Genomic DNA, 24545 nt, shown 5'->3' on the forward strand with positions numbered 1-24545 from the left:
ACCCCCGCTGGATCACCCCGCGCAGCCCGGCCGCCCGCAGGGCCCGTACGACCTCGCCGCTCATCCGCTCGGGATCGGGCACGGTGGCACTGCCGAGGCCCACGAAGACCGGGGGCGGACCGGCGTCGAGGAAGTCCAGCAGCGGGGCGGGCAGCCGGTCCTCGCGGTCGAACGGCCACCAGTAGCCGGTGACGTCCAGCCCGGCCCGCCAGTCCCCGGGCCGTGGCACCACCCGGGGGCTGAAGCCGTGGAACACCGGCCGGCCCAGCCGCTCCCGGGCACGCCGCGCGGCCACCCGGCCGGTGGGCGCGAGCCTGTACTCGGCGCGCAGCCTGCGCACCTCCTCCTTGAAGATCCACTCGACGGCCGTGTTCACCGCGTGCCCCGCCGCCCGGTTGCCGACCGGGCCCCAGGAGCGCACCCCGGTCATCGGGGGTGCGAACTCCCGTGTGGGCGCCAGGGGTTGGAGGTTCACGCCCAGACTCGGGATCGAGAGCCCCTGGGCGATGGTGTGGCCGAGGGGCGCCAGGGTGCCCGCCAGCAGCAGGGCGTCACCGGCGCGGGCGGCGGCCACCAGATCGCCGGACATCCGCCCCACCAGACTTCGGGCCATCTCCACCGCCCGGTACAGCTTCCCGGCGCCGGTGGAACTGCGGTGCAGCCCCTGCCCGCGCTCCGACTCCAGCTCCGCCCGCGGATCCACGGGCAGTGCGTGGAAGGCCACCCCCGAGCCCGCCACGAGCGGTTCGAACCGGGCGTGGGTCACCAGCGTGACCTCGTGCCCCGCCCGCACCAGCCCGTGTCCGAGCCCGGTGTAGGGCGCCACGTCACCCCGGGAACCCGCCGTCATGATCGCTACACGCACGCCCGCCAGTATGGCGCCGCGACCACGCCGAGTCAGGGGGAGCGCACCGGGATGACCCGAAAGAGCCCCCGAGCCCGGCGCGTTCGACGGCGGGCCGATCCGCTCGCCCCGGCTGCCCGCTGCCCGCTGCCCGGCCCGGTGTCCCGGCCCGGCGGTCGGCTACTCGTCCCAGGCCTGGAGCATCGTGTGGTCGACGATCTTTCCGTCCTTCAGGGAGATCATCGAACTCGCCAGGACCCGTACCCCGTCGGGGTACTCGCAGGACTCGGTGAACGCGACCTGGTCGCCCTGGACCAGGCACTGCTCGACCCGGTGGGTCATCTCCCGGCTGCAGACGTCGTCGAACATCGCGCCGATCTCGGACCGGCCGTGCAGGACCTTGGGGTGGCTGGGCTGGGTGTTGCGGTCCACGACGCGCAGCTCGGCGTCGTCCGCGTAGAGCGACGTCAGCGTCGCCGCGTTCGCTTCCTCCGTGCCTCTGCGCAGCGCTTCGACGTCGAAGGCGGGGCTGGTCGAGGTGCCCATGGGTGACCTCCTTCGAAGGCCGTGGCCCGGCATCGGTGAACGGGCCGCGGACGGCCTCTTCTCCGAGGCTCCTCCGCCGGGTGGGACACGGCAAGCGGGAAGGGCCGGACTCGGCAAGCGGGAAGCGCGGGCAGACGCCGCGCGGGGGGTGCGCGGCCCACGTCCGGCCTGCGCCTCACGGGTGAGCGGCCGTGACCGTCGGGGGCCGGGGAGCGTTGCTGAGGGCATGATCTCAACTCGACGTATCGTCGCCGCCGTGGGTCTCGCCGTCGGTGTCACGGGCCTGGCCGCACCGATGGCGAACGCGGACGCCGTCGCGGAGGCGACCCCGCTCAACCCCATGACCACGCTGGACTCGCTCGCCGTCAGCGACCTCCCCGAGGAGCACCGGGCCGCCCTGCCCCGCCCCTCGCAGCAGCTCAAGAGCCTCGACCAGGTGCACGAGCTGAACCGGCTGAACGAACTGCACCAGGTCACGGACATGGCCGCGCCCGCCTACGGCCTGCTGGGCGCCATCGAGTAGCGAAGCCGGTCGTACAGAGAGCGGGAGCCCCGCCGCGGACCTCGTGGTGGGGCTCTTGACATGCCCGGCGGCCGGGCAGAGCATCACGGAACAGTAACGTAATTGAATTTCGCACTACGAACGCTCGTGACCGATCATGCTCGATCACGTACCGTCGTCGATACGTACCCCCGAGGAAGCCGCATCATGGCCATCACCCGTGACCTTCTGATCGGCGGCAAGGACGTGCCCGCCACGTCCGGCCGCACCGCCGAGGACCTCGACCCGTACACGGGGGAGGTGTACGCGACGGTCGCGGCGGCCGGGCCGGAGGACGTCCGACGGGCCGTGGACGCCGCCGACGCCGCCTTCGAGGAGTGGGCCGCGCTCACCCCCTTCGCCCGGCGGGCGATCTTCTTCAAGGCCGCCGATCTGCTGGAGGGCCGGGGCGACCAGGTCGCCGACATCATGGCCCGGGAAGCGGGCGGCACCCGGCCGTGGGCGTACTTCAACGTGGCGCTCGCGGCGAACATCCTGCGCGAGGCGGCGGCCGCGATCACCGCGCCGCGTGGCGAGGTCCTCAGCAGTCAGAAGGAGGGCGCGCTCGGTCTCGCGGTGCGCGAACCCCTGGGCGTGGTGGCCGCGTTCGCCCCGTGGAACGCGCCCGTCATCCTCGGTGTCCGGGCCGTGGCGGCGCCGCTGGCCGCCGGGAACACCGTCGTCGTCAAGCCCAGCGAGGACGCGCCGATCGCCTGCGGGCTGCTGGTCGCGGACGTGTTCCGCGAGGCCGGGCTCCCCGACGGCGTGCTCAACGTCGTCACCAACGCCCCCGAGGACGCGGCGGAGATCGCCGAGGCGCTCATCTCCGACGAGCGGGTGCGCGCGGTGAACTTCACCGGCTCCACCGGTGTCGGCCGGATCATCGGCGAGCACGCGGCCCGTCATCTCAAGCCCGCCGTACTGGAGTTGGGCGGCAAGAACTCCGTCATCGTGCTCGACGACGCCGACCTGGACTACGCGGTCGACGCCGTCACCTTCAGTGTCTTCATGAACGCCGGGCAGATCTGCATGTCCGGCGACCGCATCCTCGTCCACGAGTCGCTGGTCGAGGAGTTCGCGCAGAAGTTCACCGCCAAGGTCGCCGGCCTCCAGGCCGGGGACCCTAACCACCCGCACACGGTGGTCGGCCCGCTGGTCAGCGCCGACGCCGCCCAGCGGATCGCCGCCCTGGTCAAGGACGCCGTCGCCAAGGGCGCCACGGTGCTCACCGGGGGCGGGCAGCCCGAGGGCGCCGTGCACCCCGCGACCGTGCTCACCGACGTCCCGAAGGACGCCGACCTCTACTACCAGGAGTCCTTCGGCCCGCTCTGCGTGCTGCAGTCGTTCGCCGACGACGCCACCGCCGTGGCCGTCGCCAACGACACCGCCAACGGCCTGAGCTGCGGCGTCATCACCGAGAACGCCACCCACGGACTGGCCGTCGCGCGCCGGATCCGTACCGGCATCGTGCACGTGAACGACCAGTCCGTGGCGGACGAGCCGATGGCCCCCTTCGGCGGGGTCAAGGCCTCCGGCTACGGCCGCTTCGGCGGACGCTGGGGCATCGAGGCGTTCTCCAACACCCGCTGGGTGACCATCGCCGGACAGCAGTCGCACTTCCCCTTCTGACCGCCCACCGGCCCGCCGCGACGGCCGGGATCAGCCGGCCGTCGCGAGGAACTGCGTCGCCGCCAACTCCGCGTACAGCGGGTCGGCGGCCACCAGTTCACGGTGGGTGCCGACCGCGCGGACCCGGCCCGCGTCCATGACCACGATGCGGTCGGCCATCGTCACTGTGGACAGCCGGTGGGCCACCACCAGCACCGTCGTCGTACGGGCCACGTCGGCGACCGTGTCGCGCAGCGCCGCCTCGTTCACCGCGTCCAGCTGGCTCGTCGCCTCGTCGAGCAGCAGCAGCCGGGGCCGGCGCAGCAGGGCTCGCGCGATGGCGACCCGCTGGCGCTCACCGCCGGAGAGCTTGGTGCCCCGGTGGCCGACCAGGGTCTCCAACCCCTGCGGGAGCTTGGCGACCAGACCGTCCAGCCTGGTCGTCTTCAGCACCCGGCTGACATCGTCCTCGTCGGCCCGCGGGTTGCCCAGGAGCAGGTTGTCCCGCAAGGTCCCCGACAGCACGGGCGCGTCCTGTTCGACGTACCCGATCGCGGACCGCAGCCGGGACAGCTCCCACTCGGCGACATCGCGGCCGTCGACCGTGATGAGGCCCGCCTCGGGGTCGTAGAACCGCTCGATCAGCGAGAAGACCGTGGTCTTGCCGGCGCCCGACGGGCCCACGAACGCCGTCATGCCCCGCGCCGGGACCTCGAAGGTCACCCCGTGGTGGACGTACGGCAGATCGTCGGCGTACCGGAAACGGACCTCGTCGAAGGCGAGCGCGGCGGGCGCCGCGTCCGGCGACGGCAGCGGCGCCGGTTCGGAGGCCGGCTCGGCGGGCAGCCGCAGCGCCTCCTGGATGCGGGCGAGCGCGGCGGCACCCGTCTGGTACTGGGTGATCGCGCCCACGACCTGCTGTATCGGCGACATCAGATAGAAGACGTACAGCAGGAACGCCACCAGCGTGCCCACGTCGATCGCGCCGGTCGCGACGCGGGCGCCGCCCACCGCCAGCACGGTGATGAAGGCGATCTGCATGGCGAGCCCGGCCGTGTTCCCGGCGGCCGCCGACCACTTGGCGGCTCGCACGCTCTGCCGCCACGACTCCTCGGCCGCCGCGTGGATCGTCTCCTCCTCGCGGTGCTCGGCGCCGGACGCCTTCACCGTGCGCAGCGCGCCGAGGATCCGCTCCAGCGAGGCGCCCATCGCGCCGACCGCGTCCTGCGCGGCCCTGCTCGCCCGGTTGATGCGCGGCACGATCACGCCGAACACCACGCCCGCGCCCACGATCACGCCCAGGGTCACGGCCAGCAGCACCGGGTCCACCAGACCCATCAGCACCACCGTCGCGACCAGGGTGAGCCCGCCGGTGCCGAGGCCCACCAGGGTGTCGGTGGTGACCTCGCGCAGCAGGGTGGTGTCGGAGGTGATCCGCGCCATCAGGTCGCCCGGTTCGCTGCGGTCCACCGCCGTGATCCGCAGCCGCAGCAGATACGACGACAGGGCGCGCCGCGCGCCGAGCACCACCGACTCGGCGGTGCGCCGCAGGACGTACGAACCCACCGCGCCCACCGCCGCGTTGCCCACCACCAGCGCGGACATCAGGACCAGCGCCCAGGTGATCGTGCGGTCGTGCGAGAGGTCGTCGATCAGCTCCCGGGCCACCAGCGGCAGGGCGAGGCCGGTGGCCCCGGTGAGGAGGGACAGCAGCGCGCCCAGCAGCAGTGTCCAACGGTGGGGCCGTACATAGCCGAGCAGCAGCCGCCAGGTGGGTGGCTGCCGCTCGGCGGTGGGTTCAGGGGTGCTCACGAGGCTCCTCGGCAGGTCGGTCGGGGAGTGGGGACCGGGACGCGGAGCTTCAGCCTACGTGGGGGGTGAGGAGCACCGGGAACGACTTTCAACCGCCCAGCAGCGCCCGCCAGTCCCGGGCGACGGTGAGCACGGCCGGCGGTGCCCCGGCGGCCAGGTCGTCCGGCGGGTACTCGTCGATCATGCGCGCCAGGACCTCGCCCGGCCCCAGTTCGAGGTAGGTCTCCACGCCGTCCCGGCGCATCAGGTCGACCGCGTCCGAGAAGCGCACGGGGTCACGCAACTCCCGCACCCAGAACTCCGGTTCGGTGGCCTCGGCGCCGACCGGCCGCGCCGTGACGTCCGAGATCAGCGGGATGCGCGGGGCCCGCAGGTCCAGGGTCCGCAAGGTGGCGCGGTACGCGTCCAGGAGCGGATCCAGGTGGTGCGAGTGCGCGGCCAGATCCACCCGCAGCAGCCGGGTGCGGCGGCCCCGGTCCGCCCAGCCGTCGTGCACCGCCGTCACCGCGTTCCGGTCGCCCGAGACGACCAGGGCCCGGGGCCCGTTGACCGCCGCGACCACCACTCCCGGTTCCCGCGCCAGCTCCAGTGCCAGTTCGTCGGGGTCCACTTCCAGCGCCGCCATGGCCCCCGGCGTCGCGATCGCGTCCATGAGCCGGGACAGTGTGCCCACGGCCCGGCACGCGTCGGCCGGCGAGAAGACCCCGGCGGCATGGGCGGCGGCCATCCGGCCGGCCGAGTACCCGAACAGCACCTCCGGCGTGAGGCCCAGGCTCTCCAGGAGGCGGTACTGGGCCACCTGGAGAGCGAAGATCGCGGGGTTGGCGAAGGCGATCCGGTCGAGCAGCGCGGCCGTGCGCGTGCCGGGTTCGGCGAACATCACGTCCCGCAACGGTACGTCGAGGTACGGGTCCAGGGCCGCGCAGACCTCGTCGAGGGCCGCCTTGAACACCGGCCGGGAGTCGTAGAGTTCGCGTCCCATGCCCGGCTGCTGCGAACCACCGCCCGAGAACAGGAACGCGGTCCGGCCGAGCTCGGGCGGGGCGGAGGCGGCCGGGACCCGCGCCGGCGCGGCCGTCAGCCGCTCGACGACCTCCCGCGCCGACCCGCACACCACGAGCCGCTCCAGATCGCCGGGGTGCAGGAAGCCCTCGTCCCCGACGTGCCGGAGGAAGTCGAGCAGCGGCCGGTAGAAACCGGTCGGATCGAGGAGCAGGCACGGCTTGCGGTGGATGCGCAGCTGCGCCCACGCCAGCACCTCGGACAACTCCTCCAGCGTGCCCAGACCCCCGGGCAGTGCCACGAACACGTCACCCGCCTCGGCCATCCGCGCCTTGCGTTCATGGATGCCGTCCACCACCACGAGCTCGTCGAGCCCGGTGTGCGCGATCTCGTACGGCAGCATCCGGCGCGGGACCACACCGGTCACCGCACCCCCGGCAGCCAGGGCCGCGTCCGCGACCGCCCCCATCAGCCCGGTGCGGGCGCCGCCGTAGACCAGCCTCAACCCGGCTCCGGCGAGAGCGGCGCCCAGTTCGGCGGCGGACCGCAGATGCTCCGGGCGGTGTCCGGGCGAGGCACCGCAGAACACCGTCACCCCGTTCACCGCCACAGCCCGTACCCCCGGGTGAGGACGCGATACGGGTCGTAGTGGCCCTTGGCCCGGTCGAGCCCGTCGTAGGCGCGACCGAAGTGGGCCCGCCAGTCCTCCGGCGTCATCGGCACCGCGCTGGCCGGGTACAGCACACCGCCGAGGCGCCGCGCCCGCTCGTACACCGCGCGGTTGGCCGCCACCAGCCGCCGGACGCGGTCCGGGTCCTGGGGCGGGGCCGTGCGCATCAGCGAGAGCAGACAGAGCCGTTCGCCCGGCGGCCTGCGCAGCAGCGGGGCGCGCAGGACGGTGCCGTCGAGGGGGCGCAGCTGGACCGTCCCGCAGGTGCGCAGCCCTTGCTGGGCCGCGTCGGCGAGCACCTCCGGCACGAAGGCGGGGGCCGTCTCCTCCGGCAGCAGCAGGGTCAGCCACGGATGCGGACGGCTCCACTCGCCCGTCACCCGCAGGATGCGCTCGTCGCGGTCCAGGCGCCGCAGGTACTCCTCGTACGCGAGGTCCTCGATCTCCTCGACGTCGTGGTCGTGGGCCAGGTCGCCGATCAGCTCGGTGTCGTCCGGCGGGAGCCGGTCCGTGTGCGGGGCGACTGCCTCGACCACGTAGTCCCAGCTGCCGCCGAGGGCCGGACGCGCCTGCCCGCACACATGGCTGAAGCGGTCGTCGCGGGCGAGCCGCCGCTGATCGGCGAAGTATGTGGCCGGGTTCTGGTGATACAGGCGGTAACGGCGGACGAGCGCGGGCGCGGGCACCAGCCGGAGGGTGGCCCGGACGATCAGCGCGCACTGGCCGAGACCGGCGAGGACGGCGTGGAAGAGGTCGCGGTTCCGGTCGCGGGAGCAGGTGACCGCCTGACCGGCGCCGGTGACGACGTCCAGCTCCCGCACCTGGTCGGCGACCAGCCCGTACCGGTGGCTGGAGCCGCCGAAGCCGCCGGTGGTGAGCACGCCGCCGACGCTGCCGCCGAGGTGGTCGGGGAGGACCGGAGGGGTCAGCCCCTCGGCGAGGGCGGCGCGTACGACGTCGCTCCAGAGCGCGCCGGCGCCCGCGACCAGCACCCGCTCCTCCGGCAGACAGCGCACCTCGTCCAGCCCGCCCATGTCGACGACACAGCCGCCGTCGACCTGCCCCTGCCCGTACAGCGCGTAGCCGCCACCGCGTGCCGCGACGGGCAGCCGGCGCGGGCCGGCGTGGGCGAGGACGTCCTGGATCTCGGCGATCGACCCGGGCGTGCGCACACTCAGCGGGCGCGAGGTGACGATGTGACCGAAATCGTCGGCGGCTCGTGCGAGCCGCGCGGCGGTGTCCGGCGGCGGGACGAATTCGGACACCGCGGTCATGCCGCACGCTCCAATGCCCCGAAGTCGAACGCGTTACCGGAAATCCGAGTCCCGAAAATTTCGGAGAACACCTGCTGCTGCAGAAAACCGTGCTCGGCGTGCCGTTCGGCAATCAAGTCCGCCATGCGCCCCAGGACGTGCTCGGGCAGATCCCGCTCGTGCAGGTTCTCCACATTCAGTGAATATTTCGCGCAGCATTCCAGAACGGCCTCGAAACCGTTGACGGAAGCGGCGAACCACCGGTGCCGCGGATCCTGCCAGAGGGCGGCCAGCTCGTCGAGCAGCCCCCGCTCGGGTGCCGGCGGGGCCAGCATCACCCGGGCCCGGCGGGTGAGCGCCGCGACGTACTCGGCGCGCTCGGGGACCGGCAGCAGCCGTACGGTCAGCCGCCAGCCGAGGTCGGCACGGCGGGCGGACAGCTCGCGCAGCAGGGAGATCGAACCGCCCTCGACGATCACGAACCGATGCCGGGCGCCGAGCTCCTCCACCAGCGCGACCAGCGCGTCCGTCGCCTGTGTCGCGCACAGGTCGCCGTCGGCCACCGTGCGGTCGCCCAGCCAGTACCGCTGGACCCCCGGCGCCGCCGCGCCCGCGCGGGCGCTCGTGGTGGCCAGGTCCGTGAAGCACTGCAACCGGTCCGCGACGACGACGGGGGCGCCGGTCACCCGGGCCAGATCCGTGGCCGCCGCGCTCTTCCCGACGCCGGTCGGCCCGGCGACGAGGTGGACGAAGGGTGGTGCCTCGGAAGGTGTTTCGCTGTCGGCCATGGCTGGCGCCGCCTCCTGGTTCCGGAGCTTGCACGCGTTGGATGATCAACATCAAGTTACGCAGGGACGGGTCCGTGCAAACACCAGAAGTACGCCTCGACAAGGCAAAGAGATGGCCACCTTCCTCTCACTTGGTTAAAGGTTGAAAAGCAGGGGGTGGAAGGTTGGATTCCGAGCCGCCGGGCGCGATATGAGAGACCTACGGAAGTGTTTATCGACCGCGATACCTCATGCGTTTCTCATGTTTCCGTCCCAGGAAACAATCCGTTAACAGAAGGGCCTCCCATGCGGACCGACATGCTGCTGGCGCTCACCGGGACCGTCCCCACGCCGCGCGACAGGGGCGCCGTGCTCGTCGGCTACGGAGCCGTCGACGAACTGAACCGGTACGCCGCCACGCCCGGCTGGACCGTGCACGTCCCCGGCCACCCCGACGAGGTACGGCGCACGATCACCACCGCCGTCGCCTGCGGGGAGCGCGCGTACGTCCACGTCTCCGCGCGCTCCAACGCCTCCCCGTACGAGGCGACCGGCGGCTTCCGTCTCGTGCGACCGGGACTCGACGGCGTCGTGCTCGCCGTGGGCGCGGCCCTCGACCCCGTGCTGCGCGCCACCGCCGGACTGGACCTCGCCGTCCTCTACGCCGCCACCATCCGCCCCTTCGACGAGATCGGTCTGCGCACCGCCGTCCTCGCCGCCGACCAGGCCGACGTCGTCCTCGTCGAGCCGTGCCTGCGCGGCACCTCGGCGAGCCAGGTCGCCGAGACCCTCGTCCACGTACCGCACCGACTCCTGGCCCTCGGCGACGCGGACGGCCTGGACGAGAACGAGATCGTCCGGGCCGTGCGGGACTTCATGCGCTGACGACAGGCCTTAGGTCGACGACAGGCCTTGGTGCGAGCCGCGCGCGGCGAGGGCGGCGAGGGTGGTGGCGAGGTCCGCGGGTCGCGGGCGGTTGTGCGGCAGTCTGCTCAGGACCGTCGCCATGCCGCAGGTGTCGGTGACCGCCGAGAGGACGAGACCGCCCGCGATCCCGGCCGACAGCGAGAACCAGGCCGGGTGCAGCAGTCCGAGGCCCAGCCCGAGGAGGACGAGCGTGCCGGCGGTGAAGCGGACCTGGCGTTCCAGCGCCCAGCCGGACCGCGCGCCGCCGGTCGGCCGGTGCAGTTCGTGACCCGCGGCCGCCCAGGCGTTCGTGCCGCCGGTGAGGTCGGCCGCCGGGACGCCGTGCCCTGCGAGGAGTGCGCAAGCCCTCTCCGACCGGGCGCCGGACCGGCAGACGATCACCAGCTCGGCCTCGGACTCCCGGAGGGCGGGCAGGGCCGACTCCAGCCGGTCGAGCGGGACGTTCAGGGCGCCGGGAACATGTCCGGAGGCGTACTCGCCGGGGGTTCGGACATCGATGACGGTCAGTTCGGGCAACCGCCGACGGACCTCGTCGACGCCGAGCCGACCGGTGCCAGGGGTACGGGGAGTGTGAGCGGTGGGCATGGTGCCTGCGATCCTTTCCTGCGGGGGGCGGTAAAATACCCCCAAGGGTATGCAGAGGAGTGGGTGGTCGTGGAGCTGCAGTTCGAGGGTGATGAGCTCAAGTCGGTGCTGAACCGGCTGCGGAGGGCCCAGGGGCAGATCTCCGGGGTGATCAGGATGATCGAGGAGGGGCGCGACTGCGAGGACGTCGTCACCCAGTTGGCCGCGGCCTCCCGCGCCCTGGACCGGGCGGGCTTCGCGATCATCGCCACGGGGCTGCAGCAGTGCCTCACCGACGCCGAGAAGAACGAGCGGAACGGCGAGACGAACGAACAGATGCGGGCGCGCTTGGAGAAGCTGTTCCTGTCGCTGGCCTGAACCTGAGCGCGTGCGGGGTGGCCCCTGGTGTGGCCGGGCTCAGCCGGTCGACGCGATCGCGTCGACCAGCATGGCCGCGGCCACGCCGAGCAGCAGCCAGGCGAAGATCCGCCGGAGGGTGTTCCCGGAGACCTTTGCGGCCAGCCGCCGTCCGTCCCAGGCGCCGAGGACGGCCGACGCCGCGAACGGGGCGACGACCATCCAGTCGAGGGACTCGGCCGCCCCCGTCCGGCCCGCGAGCGCGGCGAACGAGTTCACGGTGATGACGAGCAGGCTGGTGCCGACCGCGTCGCGCATCCGCAGACCCACGACGTTCACCAGGGCCGGTACGGCGAGGAAGCCGCCGCCCACGCCGAGGACGCCGGTGACGCCGCCGAGCCCCGCCCCGGACAGGGCGACCCGGTTCGGACGTACCGTCGACGCCTTCCGTCGTGTGCCCGACGGGCGCAGCATCCGGTACGCGGCCAGAGCGGCCGTCAGGGCGAAGGCCGCCGTCAGCAGGGCGGGCGGCAAACTCGCCGAGAGCGCCCCGCCGAGCGCCGCGGGCACCAGGCCGGCCGCCGCGAAGAGCAGTCCGCCGCGCAGCCGGACCGTGCCCGCCCGCAGGTGCGCGGCCAGCGCCGTCGCCGAGGTGACCGACACGATCACCAGGCTCGCGGTGGCCGCCGCGGCCGGGGCGAACCCGAGCAGATAGACCAAGGCGGGCACGGCGAGCACGCTGCCACCCCCGCCGAGCGCCCCCAGCGAGAGCCCGACCACCGCCCCGGCGACCAGAGCGAGAACGAGCCCGGTCATGTCGAAGCGACACCGCGCACCCCGAAGCCCCGGGGCCACGCTTCGGTCCTCGGCGGCACCCCGGGGCCGGGTGGCGCGGGCGGGGTGCGGTCGGTCGTGGGTGGTGCGGCCGCCGGGGTGGGACGTGTCCCGGCCGCCGGGGCGCCGTTGGTCAGGGGCGCCGGAGTGTGGTGTGTCCCGGGCCTCTTGGCCGACAGGGTGGCGGGTGCCCCGGGTGCCCCGGGTGCCCCGGGTGCCCCGGGTGCCTCGGCGGCCGAGGCGTCGCGTGCCCCGGAAGCGGTGCGGGCGGCGGGCGGAGCGGCGTCCTCGGGTGAGGGGGCGCCGGGTGGTGCGGGTGCCTCGGTCGGGTGGTGCGTGTCGGCGTGCGGCGTCGGCCTCGTCATCGGGAGGCCGGCGGTTGCCGCCGCCGTGAAGCTGTCGTCGACGGCCACGACGTCACGACCCGCCGCGTCCAGCAGGGACGCGGCGATGGCGGCGCGCATGCCTCCGGCGCAGTGGACCCAGACCGTGCCCTCGGGGATGTCGGACAGCCGTTCGCGCAGTCGGTGCACCGGAATGTGCACGGAGCCTTCGACATGGCCGGCGGCGACGCGTTCGGAGGCGCGCCGGACGTCGAGGATCACCACCCCGCCCGTCCTGCCCACCCCGCCCGTCCTGCCTGCCCCGTCCGTCCCGCTCGCTCGGCCCGTCCCGCTTGCCTGGCCCGTCCCGCTTGCCTCGCGCGCCTCGGCCAGGTCGGCGAAGGTGCGGCGCGGGAAGGAGCGCGGCCGGTCGCCCTCGCGCAGCCAGTCGGCGGGGGAACCGGTGGCCGCGGCGGCCGGGCGGTCGATGCCGACGCGCACCAACTCTCGCTGCGCCGAGGCGAGTTGCTCCGGCGACTCGGCCAGCAGCGTCACCGGCCTGCCCCAGGGCAGCAGCCAGGCGAGATACGTGGCGAGCTGTCCCTCCGCCTCGAAGTTCACCGCCCCCGCGACATGTCCCTCCGCGAACGCGACCCGGTGACGCAGATCCACCACCCACTCGCCCGCCGCCAGCCGCCCGGCGATCTCCTCGGCGCCGGCCGGAGCGGGTGGCGTCAGATCCACCGGCGCCGGCCCCCGCGCGTTGGCGGGCCCCATGTGCGCGTAGTACGCCGGCACGTCGTCGAGTCCCGCCAGCAGCTCGGCGATGAACGTGTCCGCGTCCTTGGCCAGCGCGTCGTTGCCGACCCGCTCCCGTCCGATGGTCGTGCCCCCGCCCGCGGACCGCCCGGCGGAACAGAAGCTCCCAAAACCGTGCGTGGGCAGGACGACCGTCTCGTCCGGCAGCGTCTCGGCCAGCCGGTGCGCCGAGGCGTGCTGGGCGCGGGCCAGTTCGCCCGTGAGCCGGGGCTCGACGAGATCCGGACGCCCGACCGTGCCGATGAGCAGGGACCCGCCCGTGAACGCGGCCACCGCGGTCCCGCTCGCCTCTTCCAGTACGTACGCGGTGTGGTGCGGAGTGTGCCCCGGCGTGGCGACCGCGCGCAGCGTCAGATCCCCGTCGATCTCCACCGTGTCGCCGTCGTGCACCGGCACCCGGTCGTGGGCGACCCGCGCCCCGGCCGGCACCAGATAGGCCGCGCCGGTCAGCCGGGCGAGTTCCAGTCCGCCGGAGACGTAGTCGTTGTGGACGTGCGTCTCGACGACGTACCCGATCCGCACCCCCCGCCGGGCCGCGGCCCCGATCACCCGGTCGATGTCGCGCGGCGGATCAACCGCCACGGCACCGCGCGGGCCGCCCGCCAGGTAGCTCCGGTTGCCCAGATGCGGCACCTCGATGGTGTCGACGAAGTACACGGCAGCGCTCCTCTCCTCGTTCACGCCGATCGCTCAAAAATTACCCCCGGGGGTATGTGGCCACCGTAGCAGAAATACCCCAGGGGGTATCTGTGCAGTCGTGGTCGACGCCTGGCGCGGTGCGCGCACGGGTGTCGCGGGCGACCATTTCGGCCAGGGCTTCGCCCACTCGGGAGGCCCTACTCGCTGGTCGGTCCGTAGGGTGACCATGGGCGGGCGACCGCTCTCTCATGGATCGACGGAAAGGTTCACCATGGCGCAGGAAGTACGCGGCGTGATCGCACCGGGCAAGAACGAGCCGGTGCGGATCGAGACGATCGTGGTGCCCGACCCGGGACCGGGGGAGGCCGTGGTGAAGGTGCAGGCGTGCGGGGTCTGCCACACCGACCTGCACTACAAGCAGGGCGGGATCAACGACGACTTCCCCTTCCTGCTCGGCCACGAGGCCGCCGGTGTGGTGGAGTCGGTGGGGGAGGGCGTCACGGACGTCGCCCCCGGTGATTTCGTCATCCTCAACTGGCGTGCCGTGTGCGGGAGTTGCCGGGCCTGTCGACGCGGGCGCCCCTGGTACTGCTTCGCCACCCACAACGCGAAGCAGAAGATGACCCTCGCCTCGACCGGTCAGGAGCTGTCTCCGGCTCTCGGTATCGGTGCCTTCGCGGAGAAGACCCTCGTCGCCGCCGGGCAGTGCACCAAGGTCGACCCGGCCGCCGCCCCGGCGGTCGCCGGACTGCTGGGCTGCGGGGTGATGGCGGGCATCGGTGCCGCGATCAACACCGGGAACGTGGGGCGCGGGGACAGCGTCGCCGTCATCGGCTGCGGCGGTGTCGGGGACGCGGCCATCGCCGGTTCCCGGCTGGCCGGCGCCGAGAAGATCATCGCCGTCGACATCGACGACCGGAAGCTGACCACCGCCAAGAGCATCGGCGCCACCCACACGGTCAACTCCAAGGACACCGACCCCGTCGAGGCGATCCGTGAGCTGACCGGTGGCTTCGGCGCCGACGTCGTGATCGAGGCGGTCGGCCGCCCGGAGACGTACAAGCAGGCCTTCTACGCCCGTGACCTGGCCGGCACGGTCGTCCTCGTCGGCGTCCCCACCCCGGAGATGAAGCTCGAACTGCCCCTCCTCGACGTCTTCGGCCGCGGCGGCGCCCTGAAGTCCTCCTGGTACGGCGACTGCCTGCCCGACCGCGACTTCCCCATGCTGATCAACCTCTACCTCCAGGGCCGTCTGGACCTGGAGGCGTTCGTCACGGAGACCATCGGGCTCGACGACGTGGAGAAGGCCTTCGAGCGGATGCACGGCGGCGACGTCCTGCGATCGGTGGTGACCCTCTGATGGCCGCCCGCATCGAACACCTCGTCACCTCGGGCCAGTTCAGCCTCGACGGCGGCACCTGGGACGTCGACAACAACGTCTGGCTCGTCGGCGACGACCACGAGGTCGTCGTCATCGACGCCGCCCACGACGCCGACGCCATCGCCGAGGCCGTGGGCGAGCGCAGGCTCGTGGCCATCGTCTGCACCCACGCCCACAACGACCACATCGACGCCGCCCCCGCCCTCGCCGAGCGCACCGGCGCCCCGATCTGGCTCCACCCCGACGACCTGCCGCTGTGGAAGCAGACCCACCCCGACCGGCTGCCGGACCACTGGCTGGCCGACGGCCAGGTCATCGAGGCCGCCGGCGCCGACCTGACCGTGCTGCACACCCCCGGCCACGCCCCGGGCGCCGTCTGCCTCCACGACCCCGGCCTCGGCACGGTCTTCACCGGAGACACCCTCTTCTCCGGCGGCCCCGGCGCCACCGGCCGTTCCTACTCCCACTTCCCGACGATCATCGACTCCATCCGCGACCGCCTCCTCGCCCTCCCGCCCGACACGGTCGTCCGCACCGGCCACGGCGACACGACGACGATCGGAGCGGAGGCCCCGCACCTCCAGGAGTGGATCGCGCGCGGTCACTGACCACCGCTCGGGGCCCGGCTGCCGAGAAGGCATGGCAGCCGGGCCCCGCCATGAGCGCCCTGAAGGCCACGGAAAACCCGACAGAAGATGTCCGGCTTCCACGACACCCTCGTGTCGAGGACGCCGGAACACCCCCGGCGTCGGCCAAGGTGGCACTCGTACGCAACGGAGGTCGGACATGTCGAAGCCGCTGGACGGCAAGATCGCACTGGTCGCGGGAGCCACGCGCGGAGCGGGCCGGGGGATCGCCGTCGAACTGGGGGCGGCCGGAGCGACGGTCTATGTGACAGGGCGCTCCACACGCGAGCGGCGCTCCGAGTACGACCGCCCGGAGACCCTGGAGGACACCGCCGACCTGGTCACCGAGGCTGGCGGTCACGGCATCGCCGTACCCACCGACCATCTCGAACCGGCACAGGTCCGCTCCCTCGTGGACCGGATCGCCGAGGAGCAGGGCCGACTGGACGTCCTCGTCAACGACATCTGGGGCGGCGAGATGCTCTTCGAATGGGAGAGTCCGGTCTGGGAGCACGATCTCGACAACGGGCTGCGGCTGCTGCGCCTCGCTGTCGATACCCATGCCATCACCAGCCACTTCGCCCTGCCGCTGCTGCTGCGCCACCCCGGCGGCCTGGTCGTGGAGATGACCGACGGCACGGCCGAGTACAACGGCGCCAACTACCGCGCCACCTTCTTCTACGACCTCGCCAAGTCCTCCGTCCTGCGCATGGCGTTCGCCCTCGGGCACGAGCTGGGCCCGCGCGGCGCCACCGCCGTGGCCCTCACTCCCGGCTGGCTGCGCTCGGAGATGATGCTCGACCACTACGGGGTCACCGAGGAGAACTGGCGGGACGCCCTCGAACGCGTCCCCCACTTCGCCATCTCCGAGACCCCCCGCTTCGTCGGCCGGGCCGTCGCCGCGCTCGCCGCCGACCCGGAGGCCGCCCGCTTCAACGGGCAGTCCCACTCCAGCGGTTCCCTCGCCCGGACCTACGGCTTCACCGACCTCGACGGCAGCCGGCCGGACGCCTGGCGCTACATCGTCGAGGTCCAGGACGCGGGCAAGCCGGCGGACACGACCGGCTACCGCTGACCGCTGTCACCGGGGTCCGGCCGGTCACCTGCACCGGGGTTCGGCCGGCCGCCGTCGCCGAGAGGGGGCGGCGGCATCGGCAGTTGCCAGCGCGCCGCGTGGCCGGGCGGGAGCGCCAGGTCCTCCCGCACGGCGACGTAGTAGGCATCCCGTCCGGCGCGCTGCCGATCCAGCAGGGCCTGCCAGGCCTGCGGATCGCGGGTCCCGGCGCGCAGGAACTCCTCCATCGTCATCACCGTGACGACCCAGGCGCGGGCCTTCTCCACCACCTCGGGGCTGCCGAGGAGCAGGAGGGCCTCGCCTGAGGGGTCCCGGGCGACCGTCGCCTCCGCCATGAGGGGCGCGGCCTCCTCAGGCGAGAGCGGGTGGGGATGCGGGTCGTTGCCGAGATGGGAGGCGACCCGGTAGGTCAGGGTGACGGACTGCTTCAGGGAGCGTGCCCAGTCGGCGTACACCGTGAGCCGTCGCTCCTTCCAACGGGTCGCCCGTTCCTGCCGGAACCGCACCTGCTCGCCCCGCATCACCACCAGGTACGAGCCGAGCGCGCCGATCACCACGCCGAGCAGGGCCGGGAGTTGCTGGATGAATGTCGACATGATCAGACCGTAGCCGGGACGAAGATCGCTTCGCATCCGTCCCGGCGACCGGGGCGCGGAGTACGTTCTGCCGTATGCGTGCGACGGGACGCTTCGAGGGGTACGGGGCACTCGTCACGGGCGCGGCGCGCGGGATCGGCGCGGCGACGGCCCGGCGGTTGGCCGAGGAAGGGGCGAAGGTACTCGTCACCGACGTGGACGTGGCGTCGGCCGAGCGAACGGTGACTCGGTTGCGGGAGCGTGGGCTGGCCGCCGGGGCGTACCGGTGCGACGTCGGGGACCGGGGGTCCGTCGAGGCGGCCGTCGCGCACGCGGTGACCGTCCTCGGCTCGCTCGACGTCCTGGTGAACAACGCCTTCGGCTGCACCCCGGACGCGCCGCTCTTCGAGGACACCGCGGACGAGACCTGGGCCCGCGACCTCGACCTCACCCTGACCGGCGCGTTCCGCTGCTCCCGCGCCGCCCTGCCGCACCTGGTGGCCTCCGGACGCGGCGCCATCGTCAACATCGGCTCCGTCAACGGCCTCCAGGACTTCGGCAACCACGCCTACAGCGCCGCGAAGGCCGGCCTCGGCTCCCTCACCCGTACCCTGGCCGGCGACGCCGCGCCCCGTGGTGTCCGCGTCAACCTGGTGGCCCCCGGCACGGTCCGCACCCCCGGCTGGGCGGGCCGCGAGGCCCACTTGGACGACCTCGCCGAGATCTATCCCCTGGGCCGGGTCGGCGAGCCGGACGACATCGCGGCGGCCGTGGCCTTCCTCGCCTCCCGGGACGCGGCCTGGATCACCGGCACCACCCTGCGCGTCGACGGCGGCCTGCCGGCAGTCAACACCGCGTTCGCCCGGGCGGCGCGAGCCTGGCGGGACGGGGAGCGGGCCGACGGGGAGCGGGCCTAGGGTGCACAGCCGGGTGAGGGCCGCCACGCCAGTTGCTGGTCCCCGGGTGGGCCGCTCGGCGAGGGTGCAGCAGACGACGTTCAGCCGGACGGGAGCCACGAGGGCCAACCCCGGTACCCGGGCGAGGCGTGGCCGGGTACCCGGACCGCACGGCCCTCATCAGCATTCAGGTAATTCACCGGAGGTGGTCGGCGAATGATGCGCCTATTCCGGCCGAGTGGGCAAGCGCTTCCGGGAATTAGCGGAAGTTACTCCGACGTACCCTCGTGACGGAACCCGTCAAGGTGCCTGAAAGGCCGTCATACGGGAGCGATCCGGACACCGTCGAAAAACTTCGTTGAGGCTTGAACGGCGCCGACGGTCTTCACGTATTCGACACCGTGAGCAGGAATCCCGTTACCGTCACCGTCGCGTACCAGGTGGTGCCGGGGCGCGAGGCCGACTTCCACACCTGGGGGTGGGCCGCGCTGCGTACGAGTGCGCAGCAGTCGGGTTTTCTGGGGGGCGGCGTACTCGTCGACGGAGAGGGTGAGTGGCATGTCGTCTACCGCTTCGACAGCGAGGAATCAGCCCGGACCTGGGAGAATTCCGTGGTCTGGGCACAGTGGTCGGCCCGCGCCGACGGACTGGCGCAGGAGACCGGCCGGCGGAGCATCGTGGGCTCCAAGGCCTGGTTCGACTCCCAGAGCGCCCGGGCCCCGACGCCGGCCGGCCCTCCGGGCCCACCCCCGAAATGGAAACTGTGGTTGGTGAATTCCGGTGCGGTTTTCCCGCCCGTGTTCTTGTTCAACCAGGCGATACTTCCCTATCTCAACGACCTGAATCCGCTTTTCCGTACACTTCTGCTGTGTCTGACCGTGGCAGCCATTGTCACCTGGATTCTCATGCCGAGACTCCAGAGATTCCTGAAGAAATGGCTGTATCCGCCGTTGCAGGCATTGCGCGGTCGGCACAAACGACGGACCGCCTAGGTCCGAGAACGAAGAGGGGGGTGGGCGGGTGAAGACCCTGCTCATCGACAATTACGACTCGTACACGTACAACCTGTTCCAGCTGATCGCCGAGGTCAACGGCGAGGAGCCGGTGGTCGTGCTCAACGACGCCTCGGCCGACGACATTCCGGAGCTGGGGGAATTCGACAACGTGGTGGTGTCGCCGGGACCCGGCCACCCCTCACGAGCGCGTGACTTCGGTATCGCCGCCCGGGTGATCGCCGACGCCGAGATCCCCGTCCTGGGCGTCTGCCTGGGTCACCAGGGCATCGCGGTGGGGGAGCACGCCGATGTCGAGCCCGCCCCGTGGCCCCGCCACGGGCACCTGTCCACGGTCCGGCACGACGGCCGCGACCTGTTCCGGGGCCTGCCGCAGAACTTCACCGTCGTCCGCTACCACTCGCTGTCCGTGCGCGAGCCGCTGCCGCCTGCCCTGGAGGCGACCGCCTGGTCCGAGGACGGCGTCCTCATGGGCCTGCGGCACCGCGAACGGCCGCTGTGGGGAGTCCAGTTCCACCCCGAGTCGATCCTCACCGACCACGGCCACCGGCTGCTGATGAACTTCCGCAACCTGACGGCGGAACGGAACGGCAGCCCCCGGACCAGGAACACGGCGATCGCCCCCGTCCCCGGTACGCACCCCGCTGTGCCGAGCCCGCTCGCGGGCGCCATCCCCCGCCCCCGGCGGGCCTCCGGCCCCGCCTACCGGCTGCACACCCGTCGCATCGCCGGCGCAGTCGACGCCGAGGCCGCCTTCACCCGGATGTACGCCGACGCGCCGCACGCCTTCTGGCTGGACAGCTCCCGCGTCGAGCCGGGCCTGTCACGGTTCTCGTTCTTCGGTGACGGCAGCGGCCCCCTCGCCGAGGTCGTCCGCTACGACGTCGACAGCGGGCTGTGCGAGATCGAACGGGAGGGCCGGCCCACCCGCCGGGTCCGGGCGAGCGTCTTCGACTACCTCAAGCGGCAGTTGGCCGGCCGCAAGGTCGACGCGACGGGCCTGCCCTTCGACTTCACCGGCGGCTACGTCGGCTACTTCGGTTACGAACTCAAGGCCGACACCGGCTCCGAGAACCGGCACAAGGCGGAGACCCCGGACGCGGCCTGGCTGTTCGCGGACCGGCTGATCGCCGTCGACCACCAGGAGGGCCACACCTACGCGGTCTGCCTCTCCGAGGACACCCCGGCGGCGTGCCGCGAGGCCGGCGACTGGCTCGACACCGCGCTGGCCCAGCTGACCTTCGTCGGCTCGGACGCCACGGTTCCCCTGAGGGCGCCCACCGCGCCCTACCCGCGCGCCGCCGAACCCTGGCTGGTCCGTGACCGCGCCACCTACCTCGCCGACATCGACGCCTGCAAGACGGAACTGAACGCGGGCACCAGCTACGAGGTCTGTCTGACCAACGCGGCCCGGTTACCCGCCCCGTACGACCCGTACGACTTCTACCGGGTGCTGCGCCGGATCAACCCCGCCCCGTACGCCTCCTACCTCAGGTTCGGCGACCTCGACATCGCGGGCTCGTCCCCCGAGCGGTTCCTGCGGATCACCCGCGACGGCATCGCCGAGGCCAAGCCCATCAAGGGCACCGCGCCCCGGGGCGACAGCCCGGAGGAGGACGACCGGCTCCGCGACGAACTGGCCGCCGACGCCAAGACCCGCGCCGAGAACCTGATGATCGTCGACCTGCTCCGCAACGACCTCGGCCGTGTCTCCCGCACCGGCTCCGTGAAGGTCACCCGTCTGATGGCCACTGAGACCTACGCCACCGTGCACCAGCTCGTCTCCACGGTCGAGGGCAGACTGCGCGAGGGCACCGACGCCGTGGACTGCGTACGGGCCTGCTTCCCCGGCGGCTCGATGACCGGGGCGCCCAAGCTGCGCACCCTGGAGATCATCGACGCGCTGGAGACCGAGGCGCGGGGCGTGTACTCGGGAGCCCTCGGCTACCTCGGGTGCAGCGGCGGCGCGGACCTCAACATCGTCATCCGTACCGCCGTGTTCCAGGGCGGCCGTATGCATCTGGGCGCGGGCGGCGCGATCGTCCTCGACTCCGATCCCGCCGCCGAGTACGACGAGATGCTGCTGAAGACGGCGGCACTGATGCGGGCCCACCGGGAGCACGCCTCCGCCCCGGCCGTCACCGAGGAGCCGACGCGATGACGATCACGACGACGTTCACGACGGCGGCCCGGCCCGCCCGGCCGCAGGCCGACGCGGACGCCCCCGGCAACCTGGCGGCCCATCTCGCCGCCGTCGTCGAGCGGCGCGGCTGGGCCGGCCGGCCGGCCTTCCACCAGGGCCACCGGGCCTGGTCCCACGGTGAGATCCACGACCTCGCCGCCCGCACCGCCACCGTCCTCACCGACCACGGCGTCCGCCCCGGCGACCGCGTCCTGCTCGCCCTCCCGGACTCCGTCACCTGGGTCGCCACCTTCCTCGCCCTGGCCCGCCTGGGCGCGGTCGCGGTCCTGGTCAACCCCGAACTCACCCCGCCGGAGCTGCAGTTCATGGCGGAGGACACGAAGGCGGTCCTGTGGGTGACGGGCCCGGGGCTGGACACGTTCGTCCCGGCCGGCATACCCGCGCCCCGTAAGGCACGCGGGCCTGTGACATCCGCGGCTCCGCCGCAGGGGCGCGACCAGCCACGGACAAGCCGCACGGTGAAGACGGCCAAGCCAGCGCCGCGCCTCGGCGCCGACCAGCTGACCGCCCTGAGCACGACAGCCGCTCCCACCACCCACGCCCACCCGGTCGACGCCCACACGCCCCTCTACATCCAGTACACCTCCGGAACCACCGGCCACCCCAAGGGCGTCGTCCACGTCCACGGCGACCCCAAGACGTACCACGACCTCATCGGCCGCCGACTGCTGCGGATCACCCCGGACGACGTCACCCTCTCCGTCTCCCGGCTGTACTTCGCCTACGGCTTCGGCAACGCCCTGGTCTTCCCGCTCTTCTCCGGCTCCTCCGCAGTCCTCGCCGACCGCCGTCCCACCCCCGCGGCGGTCGACGAACTCGTCGCCCGGCACCGAGTGACCCTCCTGTACTCGGTGCCCTCGGCGTACGCCGCCCTCGTCACCGACCGGGCCGACGGCCACCAGGACTGCTTCGCCTCGGTGCGCGCGGCGGTGTCGGCCGGCGAGGGCATGCCCGACGGACTCGGCAAGCAGGTCACCGAACTGCTCGGCGCCCCCGTCCTCGAACAGATCGGCTCCACCGAGGCCGGCCACGCCTTCTGCGCCAACAGCTTCGACCACAACCACCCCGGTACGGTCGGCCGCCCCGTCCCCGGCTTCGAGGTCGAACTCCGCGACCGCGCCGGAAAACCGGTGCCGGAGGGCGAGGCGGGCGAACTCTGGGTGCGCGGACCGACGGTGACGCCCGGCTACCTCAACCGGCCCGAGGAGACCGAACGCACCCTCGTCGGCGGCTGGCTGGCCACCCGGGACCGGGCCGTCCGCGAACCCGACGGCACCTACCGCCACCTCGGCCGCGCCGACGACATGGAGATGGTCGGCGGCATCACCGTCTCCCCGCTGGAGGTGGAGGCCCTGCTGCGCACCCACCCCGGCGTCCGGGACGTCGCCGTCGCCGCCGTCACCGACGAACGCGGCGCCAGCAGACTACGGGCCTTCGTCATCCCCGTCCCGCCCATCGGGGTGGGCCTGGAGGCCGAACTGATCTGCATGGCCCGCGACCGGCTCGCCGCCTTCAAGGTCCCCCGCAGCGTCAGCTTCGTGCCCACGCTGCCCCGCACCGCGACCGGCAAGCTCCGCCGCCACCTCGTCCGCCAAGGGGCGTGGTGAGCCATGGCCGACACCCTCATCCCCGCAGAAAGGTCCGCTGCCATGCGAGACCGGCTCCCCACCGACCGGCAACCCGCCCTAGCCGGCCGCGGCTTCTACCTGGGCTCGATGTTCCGCGAGGCCGCCGAACGCCACGGCCCCGTCTTCGTCACGCTGGACCGGCCCCTCGACGTCAACCCCGACATCGGGACCGACCTCTCGTACACCGTCCTCGCCGACCTCGTCGACGAGCTCTCCGGCCGCCTCTGGGAAGCGGGTGTACGCCCCTCCGAGGAGGTGGTCGTCCACAAGACCGACAACGTCGACATCGTCCTGCTGACCTGCGCGGTCTCCCGGATCGGCGCCGTGCCCGTCCTGCTCTCGCCCGGCCTCGCCGGCCCGGTGGTCGGACAGCTTCTCGAACGTCTGCACAAGCCCTGGCTGATCACCGACCGGGCCAAGCTCGAAGGCCCCCTGAAGGACGTCGACCTCACCGGTCTCGTCCGGAGCGCACTCTCCGTCGACGACGCCCCGGGCGCCGAACCGCTGCAGAAGTACCTGGGCGCCCCGACCCCGGCGGCGGTCCGCCTGCACCCCCGCGACGCCTCCCTGATCACCCACAGCTCGGGCACCACCGGCCTGCCCAAGCTGGCCGTGCACTGCCCGAACACCATGTGGAACCGGCTCGTCCCGCAGAAGGCCATGGGCTGGCCCACCCGGGGCGAGACCGCCGCCCTGCACATGTCGTTCGTGCACTCGCGCTTCTACCATCTGCTCGGCGTCCTGCTGCACTTCGGCAGCCCGCTGGTCCTGATCATCGACCCGGAACCGTCGAACGTCGGACCGCTGCTGGCCCGCCATCGCCCCGGCATCGTCGAGACCCACCCCAACACCTTCGTCCTGTGGGAGGAGCTGGCCGACGCGCCCGGCGCCCCGCTGTCCCGCGTCCGCTCCTACGGCTCCACCTTCGACGCCATCCACCCCCGGACCGTGCAGCGGCTCCTCGACGCCTCGCAGCGGCGCTCGCCCTGGCTCATCCAGCTGTACGGGCAGAGCGAGACGGGCCCGGTCGCCTTCCAGTGGTTCACCCGCAGGAGCGCCGCCCGCGCCGACGGCCGTCGGGTCGGCATCGGCATCCCCGGCTTCACCCGCGTCCGGGTGGCCGACGACGCCGGACGACGGGTCGCCCCTGGCACCGCCGGCCGCATCGAGGCCCGCACCCGCGGCCGCATCCTCACCTACCTCGGCGCCCGGGAGCGCTATCTGCGCCAACTCGACGGCGGCTGGTGGCAGATGGGCGACATGGGCTACCAGAGCCGCTGGGGCGCCCTCTACCTCATCGACCGCGAGATCGACCAGATCGACTCCGTGCACAGCAACCTGGAGGTCGAGGACACGCTGATGTCCCGCCTGGAGGAGCTGCGCGAGGTCGTCATCGTCCCCGGCGCCGACCGCGAACCCGTCCCCGTGGTCTGCGTACGCGGCGAACGGCCCCTGGACCTGCGGCGCTGGCACGAGGCCACAGCCGATCTGCCCGCCATGGCGGAGCCGAGGCAGTGGCGGTTCGACGAACTGCCGATGACCTCCACGTGGAAGGTCAAGCGCGTCGAGGTCACCCGCAGTCCTTTCCTTTATACACACTTGGAGTACCCCGCGAAAAAACTTTTTAAAAAAAAGATTGATT

22 protein-coding genes are annotated in these 24545 nt (G+C 72.6%); 12 read left to right on the forward strand and 10 right to left on the reverse strand.

The window, feature by feature from the left end:
* Both P1P70_RS16175 and P1P70_RS16180 read right to left on the reverse strand, forming a co-directional pair.
* On the reverse strand, nt 1–850 hold an 850-nt coding region (locus tag P1P70_RS16175), incomplete at its 3' end, for a glycosyltransferase (RefSeq protein ID WP_319237812.1).
* Between the two features lie 174 nt (nt 851–1024).
* The gene (locus tag P1P70_RS16180) at nt 1025–1390 is read right to left on the reverse strand and encodes a nuclear transport factor 2 family protein (protein WP_319237767.1); all 366 of its coding nucleotides are present in this window, start codon (nt 1388–1390) and stop codon (nt 1025–1027) included.
* A 226-nt stretch (nt 1391–1616) separates the two neighbouring features.
* Here P1P70_RS16180 and P1P70_RS16185 point away from each other — a divergent pair, with 226 nt between their 5' ends.
* Together P1P70_RS16185 and P1P70_RS16190 are read left to right on the forward strand one after the other, a co-directional pair.
* Nucleotides 1617–1913: a hypothetical protein gene (locus tag P1P70_RS16185; RefSeq protein WP_319237769.1), complete on the forward strand. Its 297-nt coding sequence runs from the start codon at nt 1617–1619 to the stop codon at nt 1911–1913.
* Between the two features lie 186 nt (nt 1914–2099).
* Entirely contained in the window at nt 2100–3560 is a 1461-nt protein-coding gene (locus tag P1P70_RS16190; RefSeq protein WP_319237772.1) for an aldehyde dehydrogenase family protein, read from the forward strand.
* Between the two features lie 30 nt (nt 3561–3590).
* Here the strand turns inward: P1P70_RS16190 and P1P70_RS16195 are convergent, their stop codons facing one another.
* The 4 genes from P1P70_RS16195 to P1P70_RS16210 all read right to left on the reverse strand — a co-directional run bounded on the left by P1P70_RS16195 (nt 3591) and on the right by P1P70_RS16210 (nt 9064).
* A complete protein-coding gene (locus tag P1P70_RS16195) occupies nt 3591–5351 on the reverse strand; it encodes an ABC transporter ATP-binding protein (protein ID WP_319237775.1) in 1761 nt (586 codons plus the stop codon).
* Between the two features lie 88 nt (nt 5352–5439).
* On the reverse strand, nt 5440–6963 hold the full coding sequence (locus P1P70_RS16200) for a TIGR00730 family Rossman fold protein (RefSeq protein WP_319237777.1): 1524 nt from the start codon (nt 6961–6963) through the stop codon (nt 5440–5442).
* A complete protein-coding gene (locus tag P1P70_RS16205; protein ID WP_319237779.1) occupies nt 6954–8297 on the reverse strand; it encodes an FAD-binding protein in 1344 nt (447 codons plus the stop codon). Before P1P70_RS16205 ends, P1P70_RS16200 begins: the two co-directional genes overlap by 10 nt.
* Nucleotides 8294–9064, reverse strand: a complete 771-nt coding sequence (locus P1P70_RS16210) for an isopentenyl transferase family protein (protein ID WP_319237782.1) — start codon at nt 9062–9064, stop codon at nt 8294–8296. Before P1P70_RS16210 ends, P1P70_RS16205 begins: the two co-directional genes overlap by 4 nt.
* Before the next feature lie 285 nt (nt 9065–9349).
* Here P1P70_RS16210 and P1P70_RS16215 point away from each other — a divergent pair, with 285 nt between their 5' ends.
* Entirely contained in the window at nt 9350–9928 is a 579-nt protein-coding gene (locus P1P70_RS16215; RefSeq protein ID WP_319237784.1) for a transketolase, read from the forward strand.
* Nucleotides 9929–9937: 9 nt separating this feature from the next.
* Here P1P70_RS16215 and P1P70_RS16220 read toward each other — a convergent pair whose 3' ends face one another.
* Entirely contained in the window at nt 9938–10555 is a 618-nt protein-coding gene (locus tag P1P70_RS16220; protein ID WP_319237786.1) for a rhodanese-like domain-containing protein, read from the reverse strand.
* 69 nt (nt 10556–10624) lie between these two features.
* Between P1P70_RS16220 and P1P70_RS16225 the strand changes: the two genes are divergently transcribed.
* Complete coding sequence (locus P1P70_RS16225; RefSeq protein WP_045560110.1) at nt 10625–10912, forward strand: metal-sensitive transcriptional regulator; 288 nt, start codon at nt 10625–10627, stop codon at nt 10910–10912.
* Nucleotides 10913–10951: 39 nt separating this feature from the next.
* On the opposite strand, the gene P1P70_RS16230 is transcribed toward P1P70_RS16225, so the two are convergent.
* Both P1P70_RS16230 and P1P70_RS16235 read right to left on the reverse strand, forming a co-directional pair.
* Nucleotides 10952–11707: a sulfite exporter TauE/SafE family protein gene (locus P1P70_RS16230; protein WP_319237789.1), complete on the reverse strand. Its 756-nt coding sequence runs from the start codon at nt 11705–11707 to the stop codon at nt 10952–10954.
* The gene (locus P1P70_RS16235) at nt 11704–13524 is read right to left on the reverse strand and encodes an MBL fold metallo-hydrolase (protein ID WP_319237792.1); all 1821 of its coding nucleotides are present in this window, start codon (nt 13522–13524) and stop codon (nt 11704–11706) included. Before P1P70_RS16235 ends, P1P70_RS16230 begins: the two co-directional genes overlap by 4 nt.
* Nucleotides 13525–13777: 253 nt before the next feature.
* Between P1P70_RS16235 and P1P70_RS16240 the strand changes: the two genes are divergently transcribed.
* The 3 genes from P1P70_RS16240 (at nt 13778) to P1P70_RS16250 (ending at nt 16588) form a co-directional block, all read left to right on the forward strand.
* On the forward strand, nt 13778–14866 hold the full coding sequence (locus P1P70_RS16240; protein ID WP_319237795.1) for an S-(hydroxymethyl)mycothiol dehydrogenase: 1089 nt from the start codon (nt 13778–13780) through the stop codon (nt 14864–14866).
* Nucleotides 14866–15495, forward strand: coding sequence for an MBL fold metallo-hydrolase (locus P1P70_RS16245; RefSeq protein WP_319237797.1), 630 nt, complete (start codon nt 14866–14868; stop codon nt 15493–15495). Before P1P70_RS16240 ends, P1P70_RS16245 begins: the two co-directional genes overlap by 1 nt.
* A gap of 178 nt (nt 15496–15673) precedes the next feature.
* Complete coding sequence (locus tag P1P70_RS16250; RefSeq protein WP_319237798.1) at nt 15674–16588, forward strand: SDR family oxidoreductase; 915 nt, start codon at nt 15674–15676, stop codon at nt 16586–16588.
* Here P1P70_RS16250 and P1P70_RS16255 read toward each other — a convergent pair.
* Nucleotides 16579–17184: a hypothetical protein gene (locus tag P1P70_RS16255; RefSeq protein ID WP_319237800.1), complete on the reverse strand. Its 606-nt coding sequence runs from the start codon at nt 17182–17184 to the stop codon at nt 16579–16581. The genes P1P70_RS16250 and P1P70_RS16255 overlap by 10 nt on opposite strands.
* 74 nt (nt 17185–17258) lie before the next feature.
* On the opposite strand from P1P70_RS16255, the gene P1P70_RS16260 reads away from it, so the two are divergent.
* The 5 genes from P1P70_RS16260 to P1P70_RS16280 form a co-directional block, all read left to right on the forward strand.
* Nucleotides 17259–18080 (forward strand): SDR family NAD(P)-dependent oxidoreductase, encoded by an 822-nt coding sequence (locus P1P70_RS16260; RefSeq protein WP_319237802.1) that lies wholly within the window; start codon nt 17259–17261, stop codon nt 18078–18080.
* Nucleotides 18081–18424: 344 nt separating this feature from the next.
* Nucleotides 18425–19051 (forward strand): antibiotic biosynthesis monooxygenase, encoded by a 627-nt coding sequence (locus P1P70_RS16265; RefSeq protein ID WP_319237804.1) that lies wholly within the window; start codon nt 18425–18427, stop codon nt 19049–19051.
* 28 nt (nt 19052–19079) lie between these two features.
* The gene (pabB, locus tag P1P70_RS16270) at nt 19080–21233 is read left to right on the forward strand and encodes an aminodeoxychorismate synthase component I (protein ID WP_319237806.1); all 2154 of its coding nucleotides are present in this window, start codon (nt 19080–19082) and stop codon (nt 21231–21233) included.
* Nucleotides 21230–22882 carry a benzoate-CoA ligase family protein gene (locus tag P1P70_RS16275; RefSeq protein WP_319237808.1) on the forward strand — a complete coding sequence of 551 codons (1653 nt, stop codon included), beginning with the start codon at nt 21230–21232 and terminating at the stop codon, nt 22880–22882. Before pabB ends, P1P70_RS16275 begins: the two co-directional genes overlap by 4 nt.
* Nucleotides 22883–22924: 42 nt before the next feature.
* Nucleotides 22925–24545 (forward strand): class I adenylate-forming enzyme family protein (locus P1P70_RS16280; protein WP_319237810.1); only part of this gene is annotated, 1621 nt, incomplete at its 3' end.

Source organism: Streptomyces sp. MB09-02B, from assembly GCF_033794485.1.
In the GTDB taxonomy this organism is placed as follows: Bacteria; Actinomycetota; Actinomycetes; order Streptomycetales; family Streptomycetaceae; genus Streptomyces.